This is a genomic window from Arthrobacter silvisoli (assembly GCF_003369445.1).
Lineage (GTDB): Bacteria > Actinomycetota > Actinomycetes > Actinomycetales > Micrococcaceae > Arthrobacter > Arthrobacter silvisoli.
In genome coordinates this window covers 77367-99244 of sequence record NZ_QRCU01000037.1, presented here as the reverse complement: position 1 = coordinate 99244, position 21878 = coordinate 77367, and the positions used below count along the sequence as shown (strand labels likewise).

The following is a 21878-nucleotide window of genomic DNA, read 5'->3' as shown; positions in this document are numbered from 1 at the left end:
TGGCCACCGTGCTGACGCTATGCCCAGGCCAACGGGGGCCTGGATGTTCCTGAGGGAGTGCTAGTGACAATTCGTACTAAGACCGTGGTTGCCGGTCCGGACGACGCGGTCGTCGATCCGGGCCAGCTGCGGAAGGCCACGCTTGCCAGTTCCGTCGGCTCCGCCCTGGAGTACTACGACTTCTACATCTACGGCCTGGCTTCCGCCTTGATCTTCGGGCCGCTGTTCTTCAAGCCGCTGGGCGACACGGGCGCACTGATCGCGTCCTTTGCCACCTACGGCGTCGGCTTCGCAGCCCGGCCGTTCGGCGGCATCATCTTCGGCCACATCGGCGACCGTTTTGGCCGCAAGATGGTGCTCCTGCTGACCATCGGCATGATGGGCCTGGCCAGCTTCGCGATCGGCCTGCTGCCCACCTTCGAGCAGGCCGGCATGCTCGGCGCGGTCCTGCTGGTGACCCTGCGCATCGTCCAAGGCCTCGGTGCCGGCGCGGAGCAGGCCGGCGCAACGACGCTGATCTCGGAAGTCGCCCCGCGCCGCCGTCGTGGTTTCTTCGCCGCACTGCCGTTCGTCGGTATCCAGTTGGGCACCTTGCTCGGGGCCGGAACCTTTGCCCTGATCGCCCTTGCGGACAAGTCCGTACTGGAAGGCTGGCTGTGGCGTGTGCCTTTCCTGGCCAGCGTCATCCTGATCCTGGTGGCTGTCTTCATCCGCCTCAAGCTCAAGGAGACCCCCGTCTTCCAGGAACTGGAAGCGCACAAGAACGTGGTCAGGAACCCGGTGGGTGAGCTGTGGAAGCATTCCAAGAAGAACGTGCTGGTCGGCATCGGCCTGCGCATGGGTGAGAACGGAAACTCCTCGATCTATTCGGCGCTCCTGATCGCCTTCCTCTCCGCCAAGGAAGGCATCTTCCCGGGCGACAAGTTCATCGGCCCCGTCGGACTGCTGATCGCCGCTGGCTTTGCCGCCGTCATGGTTGTCACCTTCGGCGCCCTTTCTGACCGCTACGGCCGCGTTCCGGTGTACCGCTACGGTGCCTTGTTCCAAGCGGTCATTGCGCTGCCCGCGTTCTACCTGGTGACCCTCGGCAACCCGACGCTCGTCTGGGTCGTCATGGTGGTCGGCATCGCCCTCGGCGTACAGTCCATGCTGGGCCCCCAGTGCCCGCTGCTGCCCGAGCTCTTCGGCGCCCGCTACCGCTTCACCGGCGTCGCCCTGAGCCGCGAGATCTCGGCCGTCATCGCAGGCGGCCTGGTGCCCTTGGTGGGTGCTGCGCTGCTCGCAGCGACCGGCTTCTCGTGGCTTGTCCTGGCGGTCTACTCCCTGATCCTGGCGTTGATCTCCTTCGCCGCCAGTTTCTTCACGCCCGAGACGGCAGGCCGCGACCTGCTCGCCTTGGAGGATGCCAGCTAGGCGTACTGCAGCACCGGTCGAAGCAGCAGGACAGCGAAGCGGCGGCTCCCCTCCGGGAGCCGCCGCTTCGCTGTGTGCAGGAAGCGCCGCCCGCCCGGTCCGCACTACCAACCGACGCCTTCACCCTTGCCTGGGAAGCAACAACGGCCCCGGCGGGTATCCGCCGGGGCCGTTGGGTGGAGTCCGTGTTTAGTAGAAGTGCACCGTATCCACGAGGTGCGGCATTTCGCCGCCCGCAAGGAAGATCCGCAGGTTGCTGCAGAAGCGCTCGGCGATCAGCCGGTTCTCTGCGGCGCTCAGGGCCGAGGTGTGCGGCGAAACCATCACCTTCGGGTGGTTCCAGAGCGGGCTGTCCTGGGGGAGGGGCTCCACCGCGAAGACGTCCAGGCACGCGTAGGAGACCTGTCCGCTCTCCAGCGCCTCAAGCAGGGCTTCTTCGTCCACGACCGTTCCGCGTCCGACGTTCACGAACACCGTGCCAGGCTTCATGGCCGCGAAGACCTCGCGGTTGAAGAGGCCTTCGGTGTAGGGCGTGCCGGGGAGGGTGTTGACGACGGCGTCGGCGGTGGCGAGCAGCCCGGCAAGGCCGTCGTTCGTGGCGACTTCCTCGATGCCGTCGATGGCTTCGACATGCCGCTTCGTGCCGCTGACTTGCATGCCGAGTGCGCGGGCGACGCGTGCGGTCTCCATGCCGATTTCGCCGAGGCCGGTGATGACCAGCTTGGAACCGTTCACCAGTTTGGTGGGGGTGCGCAGTTCGGGCCAGACCTTGGCAGCCTGGTCCTGTGCAAGTTCGGCGCTGCGCTTGAACCCGTTGAGGATGCCAAGGGCGGCGAACTCGGCCAGCGGCAGGGCGTGCACACCGGCGGAGGTAGTGACCTTGAACTTGTCCAGGGTCGCGGTGTCGAGGCCGGAGGCCTTGACGGCTCCGCCTGCGCCGGCGGCCATGGCATGGATCCACTGCAGGCGCGGGTTGCTCTGCGCAATGCGGGCGAGGCCGGCCGGGTTTTCGTTGGGGAAACCGTAGAGGATCTGCGCCTGGTTGAGCATCTCCCAGTAGCGCTCTTCCTGTTCAGGGGTGCGCTTGAAGGCCGGGTCTCCGGCGTGGTCGGCGGGGAAGCGCTCCGGTGGCAGCAGCTCCGGTTCGTAGAGAACCGTGATGGCTGGATCGATGGCGCGGATACGCTCCACATGCTCAGCTTCGAGCGGGACGGCGATCGCGATGGTGAGTTCATCAGTCGTCATGCTGTTCATCATACTGAATTGAGGCTAGGATATTGAACAGTTTTTGCGGAGAATCGCAGCTGAGACGACACAACGAAGTGAGGTAGGCACAGGATGACCGTCCGAAAAGCAGGTTTCGTCGGCCTGGGGCTGATGGGCTTCCCCATGGCCGCCAATCTCCTTGCCGCAGGTTGGGACGTGACGGGCTGGAACCGTTCGGAGGCCGCCGTCAGCCGATTGGCGGCCCTCGGCGGGCAGGGAGCCGGGTCGGTCGAGGAGCTGCGCGGGCAGCCCGTGATCGTCTTCATGCTCCCGGACCTGTCGTACATCAAGGACGCCGCGGCTCCCTTGCTTGACTCCTGGCGGGCGGCCCCTCCCGCCGCCGGGACCGCCGTCGTCATCATGAGCAGCGTCTCGCCGACGGCGGTACGCGACTTCGGCGCACTGGTGCACGACGCGAGTGCCGGCAACGCCGTGGTTGTCGATGCCCCGGTCAGCGGCGGCACCAAAGGCGCCGAGGAGGGCACCCTCGCCATCATGGTGGGCGCCGGCGAGGCGGACTTCGACCGCCTGCTGCCGCTGTTCAGTGCCATGGGTGCCACGGTCCGCCGCATGGGCGCCCTGGGCGCCGGTTCCCTCGCCAAGGCGTGCAACCAGCTGATTGTCGGAACCACGACGGCGGCCCTCGCCGAGGCCGCCGAACTCGCCGAGCGTTCCGGCATGGATGCCGCAGCGCTTTTCGAGGTGCTCTCCGGCGGCCTGGCCGGGAGCCGGGTCCTGGACATCGTCGGGCCGCGCCTCACCGCGAAGGATTACGTGCCTACCGGGCCGGCGAAGTTCATGCACAAGGACCTGAACTTTGTGCTCGAAAGCGCCGCCGCCTCCGGTTCGGCTGTCCCCATGGCCTCGGCCGGCGTCGGGCTCTACCGCGAACTCATCGACCAGGGCCTTGGCGACCAGGACCTTGCGGTGGTCCGCCAGGCCATCTCGAACCTCAGCGACTCCTGCGCAACCATCACCACAAAAGAAGGACAGCAATGAGTGGACTCTTCGACCTCACCGGGCGCGTAGCCCTGGTGACGGGCTCCAGCCGTGGAATCGGCAACGCCCTTGCCCGCGGACTGGCTGACGCCGGCGCCACGGTGGTGCTCAACGGCATCAACGTCGACCGCCTCAAGGCCGCCGAAGCTGCCCTGGCGGCGGACTTCGCCCCCGGACGAATCCACAGCTGCGCCTTCGACGTCACCAGCGACGTCGAAGCCGCGCGCGGTGTTGCCTGGATGGAGGAAAACGTCGGCCCGCTGGACATCCTGGTGAACAACGCCGGAATCCAGCATCGCGTCCCGATGCTCGAGCTCGACGTCAAGGACTGGGAACGCGTCCTCACTACCGACCTGACCAGCGCGTTCCTCGTTGGCCGTGAAGCCGCCCGGCACATGGTTCCGCGCGGCCGCGGCAAGATCATCAACATCTGCTCGGTGCAGACCGACCTCGCACGCCCCACGATCGCCCCCTACGTGGCGGCCAAGGGCGGCCTGCGGAACCTGACCCGCGCCATGACCGCCGAATGGGCAGCCTCGGGCCTGCAGATCAACGGCATCGCCCCGGGTTACATCCACACGGAAATGACCCAGAACCTGGTGGACGATCCCGAGTTCAACTCCTGGATCCTGGGCCGCACCCCGGCGCACCGCTGGGGGACCGTGGCCGACCTTGCCGGTCCGGCCGTGTGGCTTGCCTCCGACGCTTCGGACTTCGTCAATGGCCAGACGATCTTCGTCGACGGCGGAATGACGGTGGTGGTCTGATGTCCGGCTTCGACCATTCAGGACTCCAGTTGCCCGAGGCCGGCCTGGCCGTCGTCGCGCACGCTGCCGGTGACCTCCGCATCGAAGAGGTCCCCCTGAAAGCGCCGGCGGCGGACGAGACCGTCGTCGAAATCGCCTATGGCGGCATCTGCGGCTCCGACCTGCACTACTGGTTGCACGGCGCGGCCGGCGAATCCATCCTCAAAGCCCCCATGGTCCTGGGCCACGAAATCGTCGGCACCGTGGTGCGGCAGGCTGCGGACGGCAGTGGCCCGGCCGCCGGCACGCCCGTCGCTGTGCACCCGGCAACGTCGGGTCCGGGCGAGGCAAAGTACCCTGGGGACCGGCCCAATCTGTCCCCGGGCTGCACCTACCTCGGCAGCGCGGCCCGTTTCCCGCACACAGACGGCGCGTTCAGCCGCTACGCCACCCTCCCTTCGCGCATGCTGCGCGCACTTCCGGAAGGCTTGTCGCTGCGCACGGCGGCCCTGGTTGAACCGGCCAGTGTCGCCTGGCACGCCGTGGCCCGGGCCGGCGACGTCGCGGGCAAGACGGCGATGGTGATCGGCAGCGGTCCGATCGGCGCCCTGGCTGTCGCCGTGCTCAAGCGGGCCGGCGCGTCCAGGATCGTGGCGGTCGACATGCACGACAAGCCGCTCGAGATCGCCCGTGCCGTGGGTGCGGACGAGGTCCTCAAGGGGGACGACGCCGAGGCGATCGCCACAGTGGAGGCCGACGTCGTCATCGAATCCTCGGGCAGCCACTTCGGGCTGGCTTCGGCGATCAAGGGCACGGCCCGCGGGGGCAAGGTAGTGATGGTGGGCCTGCTGCCTACGGGACCGCAGCCGGTATTCATCTCCCTCGCGATAACCCGCGAATTGGAACTCCTGGGCTCCTTCCGCTTCAACGACGAAATCGACGACGTTATCGCCGCGCTGGCGGACGGTTCCCTGCAGGTGGATCCGGTGGTGACGCACGAATACACCCTGGACCGCGGCCTGGAAGCCTTCGAAGTCGCGAAGAACTCGGCCCGGTCCGGAAAAGTCCTGCTGGACTTCGCCCCCGCCTCCTAGGGGTCTTGGGAAAGGGCTATTTCCGTTCCACCGGGACGAATACCCGGGGCTGGTCTTCCCAGCTTGGCGACAGGTCCGCGATGGTCTCGCGCATGATGTTCGAGGCCGCCTCGCGGGCCTTTTCGCCGTCCCCGTCAGCGATGGCCCGGGCGACATCCATGTGCCATTGCAGGGCGGCTTCCTCCGGGTGGGCGGGCATCAGGCCGTGGACGGTGCGGCCGGTGAGGGTCTCTGTGACCTGGCCGATCAGGTTCGCGAACATTTCGTTGCCGGAGCCGGACAGGACCAGCGCGTGGAACCGGATGTCCAGTTCCAGGAAGGTCGGCATGTCACCGGCGTGTCCGGCGTCGCGCATGGCCAGGGAGATGTCCACCAGTTCGCTACGGAGCTTCTGCGGCGCGTTCTGGGCGGCGAGCTCGGCGGCGGCGGGTTCGACGGCGGAGCGCAGTTCGGCGAGTGAGCGTAATTGCGCCCCGCGGCCTTCGCCGGCGAGACGCCAGCGGATGACGAGCGGATCGAAAGGGTTCCAGCGGTGCGCAGGAAGGACGCGGATTCCCACCCGTTTGATCGTTTCCACCAGCCCGAGCGACTGAAGTACCCGGACCGCTTCCCGGACCACTGAACGGGAGACCTTGAGTTCCTCTTCGAGCTGCTCGGCCAGCATGACGTGGCCGGCGGGAAGCACACCACCGACAATCCGGGCGCCCAGATGCTCGACGGCGCGGTGGTGGAGACTGGTTGACATAGTGGTAAGCATAGTGGCGGCCGGAGAGGCGCCTTTGTTACTTCCGCGGGGAGGCGGCCCGGGCGCCTGCACCATACACTCTTTTGTGACGCGGACGTTTCCGGATCCTCTGCAAAAACTTTCGCGATGGCCGTCAAATACGTATGGTTTATTCCAGCAACTGCGTTAGAAAACGTTTCCTGCGTCCCGGGCAGGACTCACTGCACAAGAAGAATTGGAGTTTTGATGTCAGCACACATCGGTGTCACCGGCCTTGCGGTGATGGGCGCCAATCTGGCCCGCAACCTGGCCCGCAACGGCTTCACCGTTGCCCTCCACAACCGCTCCGTCGAAAAGACCGACGCACTTCTTGCAAAGCACGGTTCCGAAGGCGACTTCGTCCGCACCGAGACCCTCCAGGAACTCGTCGACTCCCTGGAGAAGCCGCGCCGCGTCCTCATCATGGTGAAGGCCGGCAAGCCGGTGGACGCCGTCATCGACCAGCTCGTGCCGCTGCTTGAAGAAGGCGACATCGTCATCGACGCCGGCAACTCGCACTACGAGGACACCCGCCGCCGCGAGGCTGCCCTGTCCGAAAAGGGCCTGCACTTCGTGGGCGTCGGCGTTTCCGGCGGTGAGGAAGGCGCCCTCAACGGCCCGTCCATCATGCCCGGCGGTTCCAAGGAGTCCTACAAGGCCCTTGGCCCGCTGCTGGAAAAGATCTCCGCCAAGGTCGACGGCGAGCCGTGCTGCGCCTGGATCGGCACCGACGGCGCCGGCCACTTCGTCAAGATGGTCCACAACGGCATCGAGTACGCCGACATGCAGGTCATCGGCGAAGCCTTCGACCTCCTGCGCTCCGGGGCAGGTATCGAGCCGGCCGAACAGTCCAAGATCTTCGCCGAGTGGAACACCGGCGAGCTGTCCTCCTTCCTGATCGAAATCTCCGCCGAGGTCCTCGGCCACGTCGACGCCAAGACCGGCAAGCCGTTCGTCGACGTCGTCGTGGATGCCGCAGGCCAGAAGGGCACCGGCCGCTGGACGGTCATCTCCGCCCTCGAGCTGGGTTCCCCGGTCTCCGGCATCGCCGAGTCCGTCTTCGCCCGTGCGCTCTCTTCCCAGAGCGAACAGCGCAAGCTGGGCCAGGAACTGCTGGCCGGCGAGGAAGCCGCCGTCGAAATCCCGGCGACCTTCGTCGAGGACGTCCGCCAGGCGCTGTACGCCTCCAAGCTCGTCTCCTACGCCCAGGGCCTGGACATGCTGACCTCCGCCGCCAAAGAATACGGCTGGGAGCTCAAGCTCGACGAGATTGCCTCCCTGTGGCGTGCAGGCTGCATCATCCGTGCGGAACTGCTCAAGGACATCACCAAGGCCTACGCAGCCGAGGAGAAGCCCGCCAACCTGCTGTTCGCCCCGGCCTTCACCAAGGCCATCGCAGAGGCCCTGCCGGCGTGGCGCCGCGTCGTCGCCACGGCAGTGCAGCTGGGCATTCCGGTTCCGGTCTTCTCGTCCTCCCTCGCCTACTACGACGGCCTGCGCCGCAAGCGCGTTGCAGCCGCCCTGATCCAGGGCCAGCGCGACCTCTTCGGTGCGCACACCTATGGCCGCGTTGACGCCGAGGGCACCTTCCACACCTTGTGGGGCGAGGACAAGTCCGAGGTCGAAGCCGTGGACACCCACTAGCAGTACCCCGCTCCTGACAAAGGCCGGCCGTTCCCCGATACTGGGGAGGGCCGGCCTTTGCCGTGCCGCCAGTTGCCGCCACAGGCCGGTCCGCGGCCCGAGTCGAGGAGCTTCCATGGTGCCAGGAACCGCGTTCGTGACAGGAGCATCCACGGGAATCGGCTACGAGGCCGCTGTCCTCCTGGCCCGGAACGGTTTCATGGTCTACGCAGGCGCGCGCCGCACCGGCAAAATGGAACCACTCAAAACGCATGGAATCCGGGTCCTCGCCCTCGATGTCACGGACGATGCCTCCATGGCGGACGCAGTCTCGGAAGTGGAAGACGCGCACGGCCGCGTGGACATCCTGGTCAACAATGCCGGCTACGGCTCCTACGGCTCGCTCGAGGAGGTCCCGCTGGACGAAGGCCGGCGGCAATTCGAAGTCAACCTCTTCGGCATGGCGCGGATGACCCAACTGGTCGTGCCGGGCATGCGGCAGGCCGGGACGGGCAGGATCATCAACGTCTCCTCGATCGGCGGCCGGATCTACGAGCCCCTCGGTTCCTGGTACCACGCCACGAAGTTCGCCGTCGAGGGACTGAGCGATTCCCTTCGCCTCGAACTCGCGCCGCACGGCATCTCGGTGTCGATCATCCAGCCCTCCGGAACGGCGTCGGAATGGGGCCGGATTGCAGGGGAGCACCTCCTGGCTGCTTCCGGGCAGGGGCCCTATGCCGGGCAGGCCCGCATGATGGCTGCCGCGTTGGCGAGCACGGAGGGCTCGGGGCTGGCTTCCTCGCCGCGGGCCGCCGCCCGCGCGATCCTCCGCGCGGCACGGTCCGGAAAACCGAAAACCCGCTACCCGGCGGGCCGGGGAGCGGGTTCGATTCTGGCGCTCAGGCGGGTCCTGCCGGACCGCGCCTTCGATGCCCTGCTAAGGGGCATCTACGGCAGGTTTCCGGCCTAGATCCGGTACTCGATGTAGTACTCGGCCGGATCCACCGCGGGCTTGGTTTCGGATTTGGCATCGCGGTGCCGCCAGGTTGCCGGGATGCCTGTGATGATCGACTCCGGTGGTGCGTCCTTCACGACGACGGCGTTCGCGCCTACTGCGCTGTCGGCGCCGATCGTGATGGGGCCCAGCACCTTCGCGCCTGCGCCGATGGTTACACGGTCACCGATGGTGGGGTGACGTTTGACCTTCGCGAGGGAGCGCCCGCCGAGCGTGACACCGTGGTAGATCATGACGTCTTCGCCGATCTCCGCGGTTTCCCCGATGACGACGCCCATGCCGTGGTCGATGAAGAACCTGCGCCCGATGGTGGCACCGGGATGGATCTCGATGCCCGTCAGGAAACGCGCAAGCTGCGAAATCAACCGGGCAGGGAACCGGGTGGACGGGTTCTGCCACAGCTTGTGCGTCAGCCGGTGTGCCCAGATGGCATGCAGTCCGGAGTATGCAAAAAAGTTCTCGAAAGAGCCTCGGGCCGCCGGGTCGTGTGACCGGGCGGCCTCGAGGTCTTCCTTGAGTCTTGCGAAAAAGCTCACAAAGACCTTTCTACAGGAAGGGTGGTGAATCAGCCGCGGATGTCGTCAAAGAGCACGGTGGAGATGTAACGCTCGCCGAAGTCGGGAACAATCGCGACGATCAGTTTGCCCTTGTTCTCCGGGCGCTTGGCCAGCTCCAAGGCACCCCAGACGGCGGCGCCGGCGGAGATGCCGCCGAGGATGCCTTCCTGGGTGCCAAGCGAGCGTGCGGTGGCGACGGCGTCTTCGAGGGAGGCGTCAAGGACCTCGTCGTACACGTTGGTGTCCAGCACCTCCGGGATGAAGTTGGCGCCCAGGCCTTGGATCTTGTGCGGGCCGGGGGTGCCGCCGTTCAGGATGGGGGAGTCCTTGGGCTCGACGGCCACGATCTGGACTTCCGGCTTGCGTTCCTTCAGGACCTGGCCGACGCCGGTGATGGTGCCGCCGGTGCCGACGCCGCCCACGAAGATGTCGATCTTGCCGTCGGTGTCCGCCCAGATCTCCTCGGCGGTGGTGTTGCGGTGGATTTCCGGGTTGGCCTCGTTGGCGAACTGCTGGGCCCAGATGGAGTTCTCGGTGTTGGCTACGATTTCCTGGGCCTTTTCCACAGCACCGCGCATGCCCTCGGAGCCCGGGGTCAGCACGATTTCTGCGCCGTAGGCACGCAGCATGACGCGACGTTCGGTGGACATGGTCTCGGGCATGGTCAGGATGACCTTGTATCCGCGGGCCGCACCGACGAGGGCCAAGGCGATGCCGGTGTTGCCGGAGGTGCCCTCGACGATCGTTCCACCGGGCTTCAGGGCACCGGACTTCTCAGCGGCGTCGATGATGGCTACACCGATGCGGTCCTTGACGCTGTTGGCGGGGTTGTAGAACTCCAGCTTCACCGCCACCGTGGCTTCGAGGTCCTTGCTGAGCCGGTTGAGGCGGACCAGTGGGGTTCCGCCGATCAGCTGGGTGACGTCGTCGTAGATCCGTGCCATGTATTCATGCCTGTTCTCTGAAGAGGGAAATGCTGTGGCCAGCCTAACCAGCGTTACGGGGCCCTGCTACGCACGGAGCCACGAAGAGTAATATTTCCGGGCTTTGGCGAGCTTCGGATTAATGATCACCTGGCAGTAGCCCTGTTCGGGGAACTTGGCGTAGTAGTTCTGGTGGATCGCCTCGGCTTCATGGAACTCGGGAAGCCGGCTGACCTCCGTGACGATTTCCTTGGACCACAGCGGCTGGTTCCGTGCGATCGCCTTCTCGAAGAGGTCCTTTTCCTCCTGCGTCTCGTAGAACATGACCGAACGGTACTGGGTGCCGACGTCGTATCCCTGGCGGTTCAGGGTTGTCGGGTCATGCAGCGCAAAGAACATATCCAGGATGATTTCCTCGGGAATGACGTTTTCGTCGAAGGTCACTGCCACCACTTCGGCATGGCCCGTGGTCCCGGAACAGACCTCGTAGTAGCCGGGGTTCCGGACGTGTCCACCCGCGTATCCCGAAACCACCGATGAGACGCCCTGGGTTTTCTGGTAGACGGCATCCAGGCACCAAAAGCAGCCGCCGCCAAGTACGAAAGTTTTCATGCCCTGTTCAATGGCCGGGGGCCGCGGAAGATTCCCGCAGGAGCCTTACGGAAGTGTGACGGCGCAGGATGCGCAAGAATATTGCCCATGGAAGCTGTGAACACCGCTGTTGCAGGAGACGTTGCGGACAAGGAATCCGACGGCGGCCCGGAGACTCCGAGCCTCGGCGAACTGCTGCTGGCAGTCGAGGAGCTCTGGCCGGAGTCCCTGGCCGAGAACTGGGACGAGGTGGGCCTTGTGGCCGGGCGCCCCGAGGCCCCGGTGGGCAAGGTGATGCTGGCGGTGGACCCCACCCTGGAAACCATCGAGGAAGCCATCGCCTGGGGTGCGCAGCTGCTGGTCACCCACCATCCCCTGCTGCTCAAGGGGGTTAACTCCGTCGCCGCCACCACGGCCAAAGGCCTGGCCGTCCACCGGCTGATCGAGACCGGCACTGCGCTGCTGACGGTGCACACGAACGGCGACTCCGCCGTCGGGGGCGTTTCCGATGTGCTCGCCGACGCCTTCGGACTGGACAACGTGGTTCCGCTGGCACCGGCGGCGCAGGGCCTGCCCGAGGAAGGGATCGGCCGCGTGGGGGAGCTCCCTGAACTGATGACCCTGGGCGATTTCGCCGCCCGCGTGTTCGAGATCCTCCCGGCCGTTGCCGGCGGGGTGAGGGTTTCGGGGGAGCGGGACGCCCTCATCCGCAGGGTCGCCGTCTGCGGCGGCGCCGGTGACAGCTTGTTCGACGCCGTCCGCGCCAGCCAGGCGGATGTCTACGTGACGGCCGACCTGCGCCACCACCCGGCGTCGGAAGCGCGGGAGTCCGCCGTCAACGGCCGCCCCTACCTGATCGACGTCTCGCATTTCGCCAGCGAATGGTTGTGGCTCCCGGCCGCCGCCGAAGCCCTCGGCAACGTGCTAAGCGACCAGGGGTACGACGTCGAGATCCGCGTGGCCAGCACCAACAGCGACCCCTGGGACTTCATCCTCACTCCCGGCTAAGCCCGGCACCCCAGTAGAGGGGATGGCAGGCGCGGCAGCCGGGATTGGCGCTAGAGTCGGGTGAAGAACGGGCACCAGGCCCGGCCGGATCCCGAAGGGATGCGGCACAACCAAGCGGAGGTGGACGTGGCCAAGGCAGCCCCGGCGGAACAGATGAAGTTGCTCGACCTGCAGGCACTGGACGCCAAACTCAAGGGCCTTGCCAAGCGTCGCAGCATCCTCGAAAACGATCCCCGCATCACCGACCTCCAGGATGCCCTGGCCGTGGCGAACGGCGAACTCGGCACCGCGAAGCTCGCGGTGCATGACGCCGAAGCTGAACTGCGCCGCGCCGAAGCCGATGTGGAGCAGGTCGCAGGCCGCATTGAACGGGACGAGGCCAGGCTCAACAGCGGCACCGGCCTCTCCAAGGACCTCGTGGCACTCCAAAGCGATATCGCCTCCCTGAACCGGCGCCGCTCCGACCTGGAGGACGTCGAACTGGAGATCCTCGAACGCCTGGACGGGCTTCGCGAAAAGCAGGCCGCCCAGCAGCAGATCGTCGATGACATCCAGGGTTCCTTTGCCGGCATCCGGGCCGAACTGGACGCTGCGATCGCTGAGGTGGCCGCCGAAGAAGACGCTGTCCGCGCCGAACGGAACGCCTTCGCCGCCGGTGTTGATGCCGGCGCTCTCGATATCTATGAGAAGACGCTGGCCAAGCGCGGCGTCGGTGCGGCCCGCCTGTTCCACGGCAGGTCCGAAGGCTCGGGAATGACTCTGAGCCCCGGCGACCTCGCCGAGGTCAGGGCGGCCGCCGAGGACGACATCGTCTTCTGTCCCGACTCCGGCTGCATCCTGGTCCGCTCCGCGGAATGGAACTAACGGGACGGGGCCGCCGCTAACCCTGCAGGATGATGTTCAGGGCGTGTGCCTTGCGCGCGGTGCCCTCCACGAGCTCGGCGCTCCAGCTTTCCTGTGTCGCCTTGAGCAGTTGTTCGGGCGTTGCCGGAGCCTTGCCCCGCCGGGTGAGCAGGTGGCGTGCCAGTTCCCCGCGCGTGTGCTTGGCGAAGTGGCTGACCACGGTGCGCTTGCCGTTGGCCTCGGTGAAGACGTTCACCGTGACTGTCTGCGCCGGTGGCGGAGTCCAGGCCGCCGCATAGGTGCTGGAGCGGCAGTCCACCATCAGCTCGCCTTCCACCTTCCCGGCCAGAGCCTCCGTGAGTTGCGGTTTCCAGAAGGAAGCCAGCCGTCCGACGTCGGGCAGTGCGGTTCCCATGGACAGCCGGTAGGCGGGCACCCGGTCGCCGAAACCGAGCGCGCCCCAGAGGGCGGAGATCACCAGAACCGACTCGGCGGCCTTGCGGCGCTGCGCAGGAGTAAGCGACTTGTATCCAAGCGCGTCGTACAGGACACCCGAATACAGTTCGTACGCCGGGGCCGCCGGTTCGTCGTGCAGCCGGGTGTTGCGCTCGACGTCGTCCTTCAGAGACGCGCCGACACCCAGCAGGGCGAGGGCGTCCTCGTGCGCGCTGACCAGGCCCAGGGCGTCGAGCACTTTGGCCCGGTAGCTGTTGAGCCCGGGAAAGCTCAGCGCCTCCCAGTCGACGGCGGGGCCTTTGGCCGCGGGAGTCTTGCCTTCGGAGGGTGGGAGGAGAATCAGCACCCGTCGATAGTACCGGGGTCCTGAGCCCGTTCCGGCGCCGGTAGACTGTACTGCGGACGGGGCAGCCAGGCGGCCGCGCGCCACGCAAGTGGCTCGAGGAACGTCCGGGCTCCACAGGGCAGGGTGGTGGGTAACGCCCACTCGGGGTAACCCGCAGGCCAGTGCCACAGAAAACAGACCGCCGCTTCCGTGTGTTTGCACGGAACGCAGGTAAGGGTGAAACGGTGGTGTAAGAGACCACCAGCTTCCCGGGTGACCGGGAAGGCTAGGTAAACCCCACCCGGAGCAAGGCCAGACAGGACACGTTCGAGGGCTGCCCGCCCGAGTGTCCGGGTAGGCCGCTGGAGGGCGCCGGCAACGGCGTTCGTAGATGGATGGTCGCCTCTTCCCGGCCGGCAACGGCCTGGAATGACAGAACCCGGCGTATCGGCTGCCCCGTCCCACGCATCCTGGATGCCTACCCACGCGCAATGTTGGACGCGCGGCCGCCGGTCCGGCTAGTAGTAGTAGCTGGTCTGCAGTGCGTTCGCGAAGGATACGAACCAGAAGAGGCCGCCGACCCCGATGCCGATCCAGCCCCATAGCTGGGCCTTCTTCGAAGCGTCGATCGCGCCTGCCTGGTTTCCTGTGTTCCAGCGCCCCGGGACCTGGGTCGAAAAGTAGAGTGCCACCGCTCCGAGCGGTATGCACAGCACCAGGGCGATGATGGACAGGGCCAATCGTTGCGGGGGCGCGGGTTGCTGCACGAACCGGAAATCCTGCGGCGGCTGGCGGAAGCCCTGTTGCTGCGGCGGCAGTGGCGCACCCGCGTACGCAGGATTCGCCCGCGTCTGCGGAAAGCCTCCGGGATTTAACGGCTGCGGATTCCCCACGAACGGTTCGGCCGGCCGGTTGGCCTGTGGAAGATTCTGCGCTGTTGCGGGTGCTGCTTGTGACGTCGGAGAGTGGCCCCCGGCCGCGAGGATCGGCTCGGGCGTCTTCCGGGCTTCAGGGGCCTTCCGGGGCGTCGGGGCCGGCTCGGAATCTGCGGCGGCGGTCGCCGGCTCGCTGCTGCGCGACCGGAGGGTGTCGTCCTGCCGAACCCGCTCGATATCTTTGGCCACCTGGTGGAGGAGGTCGCGGCGTCCCTCCAGCACCCCCAGGAGTTCCGCGGCGGCGTCGTGTTCGCGTGGGCGTTCAAGGGATGCCCTGAGCTTCGCCAGAATGGAGAACTGCTCATCGGCGCTGAGGACCTCCCGCCGCAGGACAGCGGCCAGGTCGCCCAGATAGGACACGGGAACGGCCGGCGGGTCCGGGAGCGGCTCGGGCAGCGCGGCGTCGGTGGGAACGGAGAAGAGTGCATTGGCGAGCTGGGCGCCGGTGAGGGGAGTCCGGTTGGTGTAGTCGATGAACTGCAGCGTCGCGATGTCCGGCGGCAGCAAGTCTGAGCGAACGGGCTTGACGACGAGCGGTATCAACGGCTTGCGGAGCCTGCGTGCATAGTCCCGCTCACGGGTTGCCGCCTCGGAGTCGATCAGGCTGGGGGACAGAACCAGGATCATCGCGTCGCACGAGCGGATCTGCTCAAGGATGACGTCCCACCACGCCTGGCCGCCGTCCAGGTTGCTGTCCACCCACGCCTCATGGTGCAGGGCCGAAATGCCTGCCCGGATGTCGTTGAGTGCGTCCTGGTCTTCCCGGGCGTAGGAGATGAAAACGCGCCTGCCGGAGCGGCCAGGCGATGGTGAAGCTGCTGTTCCGCTCATGGGATCCTGGTCTCGCCTGAACGAATAAATACAATGATTAGTGAAATCAAGGATACGCGTCCTGAGTGAGCGTTGCTAGCCCCCGCGGGAAGCAAGCCACATGGTGTGCTCGCGGCTGATGGCGTCCTCGGCGTCGGCGACGGCGGTTCCCCAGGACGCCTCGTCGGCATCCTGCAGCAGCGACTCCTGCAAAGCGAGTTCACGGCTAGTCAGGCTGTATGCGGCCGCCAGTTGGGCGTGCTGCTTGAGGGCCAGCCATGCCGCGCTGGCACCGATGACGGAGCCCAGGACGCCGCCCAGGTCGATCTCCGCGACTCCTGCGAACTTCAAGGTGGCCAGTGCCACGGCAAGGATCTCGGCCGAGACCAGCACCGACCGCCACACCTCGGCCCGGCGCTTGTTCGCGGCGGCCTTGGCTGCGTACCACTGGCGCTGGGCAAGCGTGCGCTGCCTGAGGTAGGCAGCCTTCCGCTCCTCGAAACTGCGGTGCCGCAAGGCGGTCATCGATTCGGTGACCAGCGGGCTGTCCGTGGCTATGGCTACCCGGTCGCCGCCCTTCTGGGTCAGTTGCTCGGCCCGGTCCCGCAGGATCCTGCGCGCTTCCGCGTCACTGAGGTCGGTCCCGAACGGTGCGCCGTGGACCGAGTAGCGCCAGGCCATCGTTTTCATGGATTCGGCGAGTGCCCGCCCCGAGTACCAATCGCGCTCCGGCTGGACATAGGAGAGGATGAGTTCGCAGATGAGGGCCAACAGGAAAGCTGCGAGCACCACCAGCGACGACAAGCCAAAGTTTCCAACAGCCAAGGGGACGGCGCCACCCGCCGCGCCGGCAATGGTGCTGCCCAGGCGCAGGCGGTTCAGGAACAAGTACTTCCGCTGGCCCTTCAACGACGCAGAGTCGGCATCCTTGAAGTAACCCGGCAGCTCGAGGACTTCACTCACGACAGTACTTCCGTTCGCCCCGCGGGACCGGCGCACCGGCAACCGATGATTGGATTGTAGGACCCGCTGCGGGCGGCGGCCAGAGTCCCGGCCGGGGTCTCGTCCGGCCTGTGTGAGTGATTTCACTGTTCCGGGCACACCGGTGCGTGCGTCCCAGACCCTAGAATGGATGGTGAACGTTGAGGTTCCCCGCTGGTACTGCGTTCGCAGCCGGCGGTTTTTCTTTGCGATCGTTCGTGGTATCCGGGGCGGACCGAAGCCCCAGTGATGCCGGTGCCGCAGGATTACTCCGGGCGGCCGCCATCTGCGCACGAGGACGTGCGCGGTTGACCCTAGGAAGGTAGTTCTGTGACCCAGTCGTCTGATTCTTGTCTTGATTCGTGGATGGGCCGCGAGGCGCTCGCCGAAGCCATGATCCCGGTCATCGGCCGTTTGTACCGTGAAAACAATGTGGTGACCAGCATTCACGGACGCAGCCTCATCAACAAGTCCTCCATGAACATCCTGAAGGCGCACCGCTTCGCCCGCCGGATGAGCAACGCAGAGCTCCCGCTGGAAGAAACCGCACCGCTGCTCGATGCCCTCGCCGGACTCGAACTCGGCGCAGCCGCCGTCGACATCGCCCTGCTCAACGAGAAGTTCAAGGCCCAGGCCCCGGGAACCTCCTTGGAGGGTTTCCTCCGTGAGGAACTGGCTGAGATCGTGGGCCGCCGCGGGGCCGACGACCGCACCAGCACCGACGTCGTCCTCTATGGCTTCGGCCGCATCGGCCGCCTGCTCGCCCGCCTCCTTATCGAAAAGGCGGGCGGCGGACACGGGCTGCGCCTGCGCGCCATCGTGGTCCGCAAGGGTGCCGAGAACGATCTCGCCAAGCGCGCAAGCCTGTTGCGCCGCGACTCGGTGCACGGCTCCTTCGAAGGCACCATCCGCGTGGACGAGGAAGCCAACACCATCACCGCCAACGGCGTGCAGATCCAGGTCATCTACTCGGACAACCCCTCCACGGTTGACTACACCGCCTACGGCATCAAGAACGCCCTGGTGGTGGACAACACCGGCCGCTGGCGCGACGCTGAAGGCCTGTCCCAGCACCTGCAGAGCAAGGGCGTCGCCCGCGTGCTCCTCACGGCACCGGGCAAGGGCGATCTGAAGAACATCGTCCATGGCATCAACCACCGTGACATCCAGGACAGCGACACGATCGTCACCGCCGCGTCCTGCACCACCAACGCCATCACCCCGGTCCTGAAGGCCCTCAACGACAAGTTCGGTGTCATCCACGGACACGTCGAAACCGTGCACTCCTTCACCAATGACCAGAACCTGATCGACAACTTCCACAAGGGTGACCGCCGTGGACGTTCGGCGGCGCTGAACATGGTCATCACCGAAACCGGTGCGGCGAAGGCAGTGGCCAAGGCCCTTCCGGAACTGCAGGGCAAACTGACCGGCAATGCCATTCGCGTTCCCACCCCGGATGTCTCCATGGCCATCCTGAACCTCAACCTTGAGACGGGCACCACCAAGGATGAGGTCAACAACTACCTGCGCGAGATGTCCCTGCATTCCTCGCTGCGCAAGCAGATCGACTACATCGATTCGCCCGAGGTTGTCTCCACGGACTTCGTCGGCTCCCGCCGGGCAGGCATCGTCGACGGCCTGGCCACCATCGCCAACGACAAGAACCTCGTGGTCTACGTCTGGTACGACAACGAATTCGGCTACAGCTGCCAGGTGGTCCGTGTCATGGAGGAAATGGCCGGTGTGAACCCGCCGTTCTTCCCGGCTCAGGAAGTACCCGCTGCGGCCAAGCCTGCTTTGGAAGCGGTCACTGTCTGATCCTGTTTTCAGGAAGCTTCGGCTTTCCCGGCCGGTTCTCTGGAATCGGCCGGGAAAGCTGAGCAAAATGGACCCCATGGAACGCGAAGAGATCCTGGACCACGACACCACGCTTGAGCACGCACTTGACGTTGCCCGGGCAAACCAGAAGGAAGCCAAGAGGCTGCTTGAAAGCGCCCGCGCCGCGCACGCTGCTGGAGATGTCACCGCGGAGCGCGTGGCGCAGCTCGAATCATTGTTGGCACTGGCCGACGAGGACCTCAAACGGGTCGCCCGGGAGCAATAGCTCCCTTTTTTGCTTTCGTGGACCCGGCGGCGTGTGTGTCCTCCTCCACACTGTGGATGGCCCCAATATTGTCTGCCGCCTGGCCTAGGCTCAAAGGGATTGAATCCACAGTGAAAGGACCTCCCCTTGAGTACCACCTGGACCGCCTTCCGGCGTGCCCGACGCCGATCCCGCCAAGCTTGGGCCGTGCTGGCCTTCGTCGTGGCAGCCGCCGTAGGCGGAGTTGCATGGTTCTTCGGCAACGGTCAGTTCGCCATGGCGGAAGGTCCGGGTGGCGGGCCCGCCGCGGCGCCCGTGGTGGACTACAACTGGATGAGGCCTGTCGCATCGGTGGCCCCCGTTCCGCGTGGTGCGGCCGCGGACGCACTTGAGGCCCTTCCCGTCAAAGGCCGTGCAGGCAAGGACGACTATGACCGCTCGCAATTTGGCCAGGCCTGGCTGGACGTCGACCACAATGGCTGCGATACCCGAAACGACATTCTCCGGCGGGACCTGAGCTCGGTGCGGTTCAGCGACGGTTCCAAATGCAAGGTGGCCGGCGGTGGCCTCGCCGAGCCGTACATCGGAAGAACGATTGAATTCCGGCGCGGCCCCGAAAGCAGCAAGGCCGTCCAGATCGACCACGTGGTGGCGTTGGGCGACGCGTGGCAGAAGGGCGCCAAGCAGCTCACACCGAAGCAGCGGAGCACTTTTGCCAACGATCCGTTGAACCTGATAGCCGTCGACGGTCCCGCCAACGTGAAGAAGGGAGCCGGTGACGCCGCCACCTGGCTTCCGGCGAACAAGAACTTCCGCTGCCATTACGTTGCCCGCCAGATCTCGGTCAAGGTGGCCTACCGGCTTTGGGTCACCGCCGCCGAAAAGGATGCCATGAAGCGCGTGCTCGCCGCGTGCCCGGGGCAGCAGACCATCCGGCCCTGACGGCGAGGCCCTGACGGCGAGGTCCCGGCCCGGGTCGCAGGCCCCGGCCCGTCACGCCCAGCGCAAAGATGGGGTGTCGGTCAGGGTCCTGCCGGGAGTTCGAGGTGACCGTGCCCGAGCTGCCAGGTGCCGCCGTCGTCGATACGTTCAAGCACCACCCGCTGCAGCGAGGTATCCCTGGGCAGCCCGGTCAGGTTCGCCATGTCCCTGGTGCGGAACGTGAAGTAGACGGCGTCGCTGGCAGCGTCCGAGCACCGGTCCACGGTGAAGCGGCGGGCAAAGGAAGCAATGTTGCTCTCCGGGAGCCGCGCTGCCAGGTACGGGTCCAGCATCCAGGAATCGCAGGTGGCCAGCCGGACCGGCTTGTCCGGGAAATGGCCGTCGAAGAAGCGGCGCGCCTGGGCCAGGCTCTCGTCGACGACGGCGGGGGAGAGGCCGCCGTCCTCGGGAATGTGGACACCGACGAGCCACTCTCCTTCGGGTACCGGTGACCTCCCGCCACTGCTGCGCACCAGATGGTACTGCAGGCGGCCGAGCCGGAACATGTTTCCGGCCATGTGCAGCGTGAGCCAAGCCCAGGTGTCCAGACCGAAGTTCCCGTGGACGCGGCGGTTGATCCGCAGGTTCAACCCGACGTCGGCCAGGATCGCTGCCGAAACCCCGGCAGGGATGCCCAGCGAGGCATGGTACGAAGCGGCCACGGGGGCGAAGCGCAGGAGCGCTTCGATCCAGTCGTGCTCGGTGCAGCCGTCAGCGGAGGCCGTCCCCGAAGGGAACGTCCCTAGCCGTGCTTCCAGCGCGGACACGGCCGAAACGACCGCTGGGCCTGGTGGCGTGGAGAGGAGTGCCGCGCATCCGCGTGCGTCATCGTCCCGGATGTCCAGGAGATCAAACAGTGTTGTCGTGTCCACGGCCAAGGTCCGATCGCTCGATGACAGGGCTCAGTGCCCGAAGGGATCCGGGTCGACACCCGGCATCCAGGTCAGGCCCGGGACGCCCCAGCCATGTTTCTTGGCCTGCTTCATCGCCTTTTTGGAATAGCGGTCCACGAGCCGGTTGACATAGAGCTTCCCGTCGAGGTGATCGAATTCGTGCTGCATGACCCGGGCGAACCAGCCGGTGGCCACGAAGTCAATGGGGTTCCCATCGCCGTCGAAGCCCTGTACCCGGGCCCACTCGGCGCGCTGCAGCGGGTAGCTCTCACCAGGGAAGGAAAGGCAGCCCTCGATGTGTTCGTCCGGATCCGGCAGGGCGCCGGACACCTTGGACAAGGTCAGTACCGGATTGACCACGACACCTTCGTCGGGCGCGTCGTCATCATTGGGGTACTTGAAGATGAAGATCCGCTTGCCGACGCCCACCTGGGGTGCGGCAAGGCCAACGCCGTTCGCCGCGTCGTTGGTTTCGATCATGTCCGCGATCAGAGTCCGCAACTCGTCGTCGAAGACTTCAACCTCGCTGGCCCGGCGGTGCAATACGGGCTCGCCCCAGATGGTGATGGGCAGGACGGTCATGGCGGCTGGTTCCTTGCTGGGTGACGATAGCGGGGAAAAACAAAGGCCGCACTGGAAAACCAGTGCGGCCTTTGGCTGACCGGTACCAACTACCAGCCTTATGCGGGTGAGCGACGGGGGTTGAACCCGCGACCTCCTGGACCACAACCAGGCGCTCTGCCAACTGAGCTACGCCCACCATGTGCCTTGTGAGCAGCGGAATGACCCGCCACCTGCGAAGGCAACGACAAAAACTATACCTCGAGTTTCGTGGCCGGAGCGCCACTTTTTGCCGTTTCGGAGAAAATTCCGGGAAAGGTAACGCAGATCACACTACGGTGCTGTCTTCGACGCTTCCAGAAATGCGCTTGGAGACCTTCAGTGCCGTGGCCGTGTCCGGGCCGGGGGCGGGGACGAAGACTGCTTCGCGGTAGTAGCGCAGCTCGTCGATCGAATCCTTGATGTCGCCCAGCGCGCGGTGGCCGCCATGCTTGGCGGGCGCCTGGAAGTAGGCCCGCGGGAACCAGCGGCGTGAGAGCTCCTTGATGGTGCTGACATCGATCACCCGGTAGTGGAGGTGCTCGATGACGTTGGGCATGTCCCGGACGAGGAACGTGCGGTCCGTGCCGACCGAGTTGCCGCCCAGCGGGGCCTTCTTTGGGTCCGGAACCCATGTCTCGATGTACTCGAGGATGAGTGCTTCGGCTTCCGCCATGGTCTTGCCGTGGGGCAGTTCGTCCAGGAGCTTGGAACGGGTATGCATGTCCCGGACAAAGTCGTTCATCTGTTCAAGCGCTGCGTCGTCAGGTTTGATGACAACGTCCACGCCCTCGCCCAGGATATTCAGCTCTGAGTCGGTGACCAGGGCGGCGACTTCGATCAGGGCGTCCTTTTCGAGATCCAGTCCGGTCATTTCGCAGTCGATCCAGACGATGCGTTCATTAGTAATAGGCACCCGCCCAGCCTACAGTTCAGCGGCCCGATGCCGCTCCGGTGATACGATTTCGAG

At 65.9% G+C, this 21878-nt stretch carries 22 protein-coding genes, 1 tRNA gene and 1 other RNA gene; 12 read left to right on the top strand and 12 right to left on the bottom strand.

Features of this window, described 5'->3' with window-relative positions:
* Positions 1-63 precede the first annotated feature (63 nt).
* Positions 64-1413 (top strand): MFS transporter, encoded by a 1350-nt coding sequence (locus DWV11_RS10020; protein ID WP_115788732.1) that lies wholly within the window; start codon positions 64-66, stop codon positions 1411-1413.
* Between the two features lie 189 nt (positions 1414-1602).
* Here the strand turns inward: DWV11_RS10020 and DWV11_RS10015 are convergent, their stop codons facing one another.
* The gene (locus tag DWV11_RS10015; protein ID WP_115788731.1) at positions 1603-2670 is read right to left on the bottom strand and encodes an NAD(P)-dependent oxidoreductase; all 1068 of its coding nucleotides are present in this window, start codon (positions 2668-2670) and stop codon (positions 1603-1605) included.
* A gap of 81 nt (positions 2671-2751) precedes the next feature.
* Here DWV11_RS10015 and DWV11_RS10010 point away from each other — a divergent pair, with 81 nt between their 5' ends.
* The 3 genes from DWV11_RS10010 to DWV11_RS10000 are packed head-to-tail and all read left to right on the top strand — an operon-like array spanning position 2752 to position 5518.
* The gene (locus tag DWV11_RS10010) at positions 2752-3678 is read left to right on the top strand and encodes an NAD(P)-dependent oxidoreductase (protein WP_115788730.1); all 927 of its coding nucleotides are present in this window, start codon (positions 2752-2754) and stop codon (positions 3676-3678) included.
* Complete coding sequence (locus DWV11_RS10005; RefSeq protein ID WP_115788729.1) at positions 3675-4445, top strand: SDR family oxidoreductase; 771 nt, start codon at positions 3675-3677, stop codon at positions 4443-4445. Before DWV11_RS10010 ends, DWV11_RS10005 begins: the two co-directional genes overlap by 4 nt.
* Positions 4445-5518, top strand: coding sequence for an L-idonate 5-dehydrogenase (locus DWV11_RS10000; RefSeq protein ID WP_115788728.1), 1074 nt, complete (start codon positions 4445-4447; stop codon positions 5516-5518). The genes DWV11_RS10005 and DWV11_RS10000 overlap by 1 nt, the downstream gene beginning before the upstream one ends.
* Before the next feature lie 16 nt (positions 5519-5534).
* Here the strand turns inward: DWV11_RS10000 and DWV11_RS09995 are convergent, their stop codons facing one another.
* Positions 5535-6263, bottom strand: a complete 729-nt coding sequence (locus DWV11_RS09995; RefSeq protein WP_115788834.1) for a FadR/GntR family transcriptional regulator — start codon at positions 6261-6263, stop codon at positions 5535-5537.
* Between the two features lie 225 nt (positions 6264-6488).
* Between DWV11_RS09995 and gndA the strand changes: the two genes are divergently transcribed.
* Positions 6489-7925 (top strand): NADP-dependent phosphogluconate dehydrogenase, encoded by a 1437-nt coding sequence (gndA, locus tag DWV11_RS09990; RefSeq protein WP_115788727.1) that lies wholly within the window; start codon positions 6489-6491, stop codon positions 7923-7925.
* Positions 7926-8040: 115 nt separating this feature from the next.
* Positions 8041-8874, top strand: coding sequence for an oxidoreductase (locus DWV11_RS09985; protein WP_115788726.1), 834 nt, complete (start codon positions 8041-8043; stop codon positions 8872-8874).
* On the opposite strand, the gene epsC is transcribed toward DWV11_RS09985, so the two are convergent.
* The 3 genes from epsC to msrA all read right to left on the bottom strand — a co-directional run bounded on the left by epsC (position 8871) and on the right by msrA (position 11011).
* Positions 8871-9455, bottom strand: a complete 585-nt coding sequence (gene epsC / locus DWV11_RS09980) for a serine O-acetyltransferase EpsC (protein WP_115788725.1) — start codon at positions 9453-9455, stop codon at positions 8871-8873. The genes DWV11_RS09985 and epsC overlap by 4 nt on opposite strands.
* A 29-nt stretch (positions 9456-9484) precedes the next feature.
* The gene (gene cysK / locus DWV11_RS09975; RefSeq protein ID WP_115788724.1) at positions 9485-10420 is read right to left on the bottom strand and encodes a cysteine synthase A; all 936 of its coding nucleotides are present in this window, start codon (positions 10418-10420) and stop codon (positions 9485-9487) included.
* A 66-nt stretch (positions 10421-10486) separates the two neighbouring features.
* On the bottom strand, positions 10487-11011 hold the full coding sequence (msrA, locus tag DWV11_RS09970; protein ID WP_115788723.1) for a peptide-methionine (S)-S-oxide reductase MsrA: 525 nt from the start codon (positions 11009-11011) through the stop codon (positions 10487-10489).
* 87 nt (positions 11012-11098) lie between these two features.
* Here msrA and DWV11_RS09965 point away from each other — a divergent pair, with 87 nt between their 5' ends.
* Both DWV11_RS09965 and DWV11_RS09960 read left to right on the top strand, forming a co-directional pair.
* Positions 11099-11998: a Nif3-like dinuclear metal center hexameric protein gene (locus tag DWV11_RS09965; protein ID WP_115788722.1), complete on the top strand. Its 900-nt coding sequence runs from the start codon at positions 11099-11101 to the stop codon at positions 11996-11998.
* A 126-nt stretch (positions 11999-12124) separates the two neighbouring features.
* Positions 12125-12862 carry a zinc ribbon domain-containing protein gene (locus tag DWV11_RS09960; protein WP_115788833.1) on the top strand — a complete coding sequence of 246 codons (738 nt, stop codon included), beginning with the start codon at positions 12125-12127 and terminating at the stop codon, positions 12860-12862.
* Between the two features lie 16 nt (positions 12863-12878).
* Here DWV11_RS09960 and DWV11_RS09955 read toward each other — a convergent pair whose 3' ends face one another.
* Positions 12879-13643 carry a YaaA family protein gene (locus DWV11_RS09955; protein ID WP_168404655.1) on the bottom strand — a complete coding sequence of 255 codons (765 nt, stop codon included), beginning with the start codon at positions 13641-13643 and terminating at the stop codon, positions 12879-12881.
* Between the two features lie 57 nt (positions 13644-13700).
* Between DWV11_RS09955 and rnpB the strand changes: the two genes are divergently transcribed.
* Positions 13701-14085, top strand: an RNA gene (rnpB, locus tag DWV11_RS09950) — RNase P RNA component class A.
* A 55-nt stretch (positions 14086-14140) separates the two neighbouring features.
* Here rnpB and DWV11_RS09945 read toward each other — a convergent pair.
* Together DWV11_RS09945 and DWV11_RS20115 are read right to left on the bottom strand one after the other, a co-directional pair.
* Positions 14141-15388, bottom strand: a complete 1248-nt coding sequence (locus tag DWV11_RS09945) for a TIR domain-containing protein (RefSeq protein WP_115788721.1) — start codon at positions 15386-15388, stop codon at positions 14141-14143.
* Positions 15389-15463: 75 nt separating this feature from the next.
* Positions 15464-16330 (bottom strand): DUF4231 domain-containing protein, encoded by an 867-nt coding sequence (locus DWV11_RS20115; protein ID WP_168404653.1) that lies wholly within the window; start codon positions 16328-16330, stop codon positions 15464-15466.
* A 348-nt stretch (positions 16331-16678) separates the two neighbouring features.
* Between DWV11_RS20115 and DWV11_RS09935 the strand changes: the two genes are divergently transcribed.
* From DWV11_RS09935 to DWV11_RS09925, 3 genes are all read left to right on the top strand, one after another.
* Complete coding sequence (locus DWV11_RS09935) at positions 16679-18169, top strand: glyceraldehyde-3-phosphate dehydrogenase (RefSeq protein ID WP_115788719.1); 1491 nt, start codon at positions 16679-16681, stop codon at positions 18167-18169.
* 76 nt (positions 18170-18245) lie between these two features.
* Positions 18246-18455, top strand: a complete 210-nt coding sequence (locus tag DWV11_RS09930; protein ID WP_115788831.1) for a hypothetical protein — start codon at positions 18246-18248, stop codon at positions 18453-18455.
* A gap of 126 nt (positions 18456-18581) precedes the next feature.
* A complete protein-coding gene (locus tag DWV11_RS09925; RefSeq protein ID WP_115788718.1) occupies positions 18582-19376 on the top strand; it encodes an HNH endonuclease family protein in 795 nt (264 codons plus the stop codon).
* 80 nt (positions 19377-19456) lie between these two features.
* On the opposite strand, the gene DWV11_RS09920 is transcribed toward DWV11_RS09925, so the two are convergent.
* From DWV11_RS09920 to orn, 4 genes are all read right to left on the bottom strand, one after another.
* On the bottom strand, positions 19457-20287 hold the full coding sequence (locus DWV11_RS09920) for an acyltransferase domain-containing protein (RefSeq protein WP_115788717.1): 831 nt from the start codon (positions 20285-20287) through the stop codon (positions 19457-19459).
* A 30-nt stretch (positions 20288-20317) separates the two neighbouring features.
* Complete coding sequence (gene def / locus DWV11_RS09915; protein ID WP_115788716.1) at positions 20318-20890, bottom strand: peptide deformylase; 573 nt, start codon at positions 20888-20890, stop codon at positions 20318-20320.
* Between the two features lie 105 nt (positions 20891-20995).
* Positions 20996-21068: transfer RNA gene (locus DWV11_RS09910), tRNA-His, on the bottom strand.
* Between the two features lie 129 nt (positions 21069-21197).
* Complete coding sequence (orn, locus tag DWV11_RS09905) at positions 21198-21824, bottom strand: oligoribonuclease (RefSeq protein ID WP_115788715.1); 627 nt, start codon at positions 21822-21824, stop codon at positions 21198-21200.
* Positions 21825-21878: the final 54 nt, after the last annotated feature.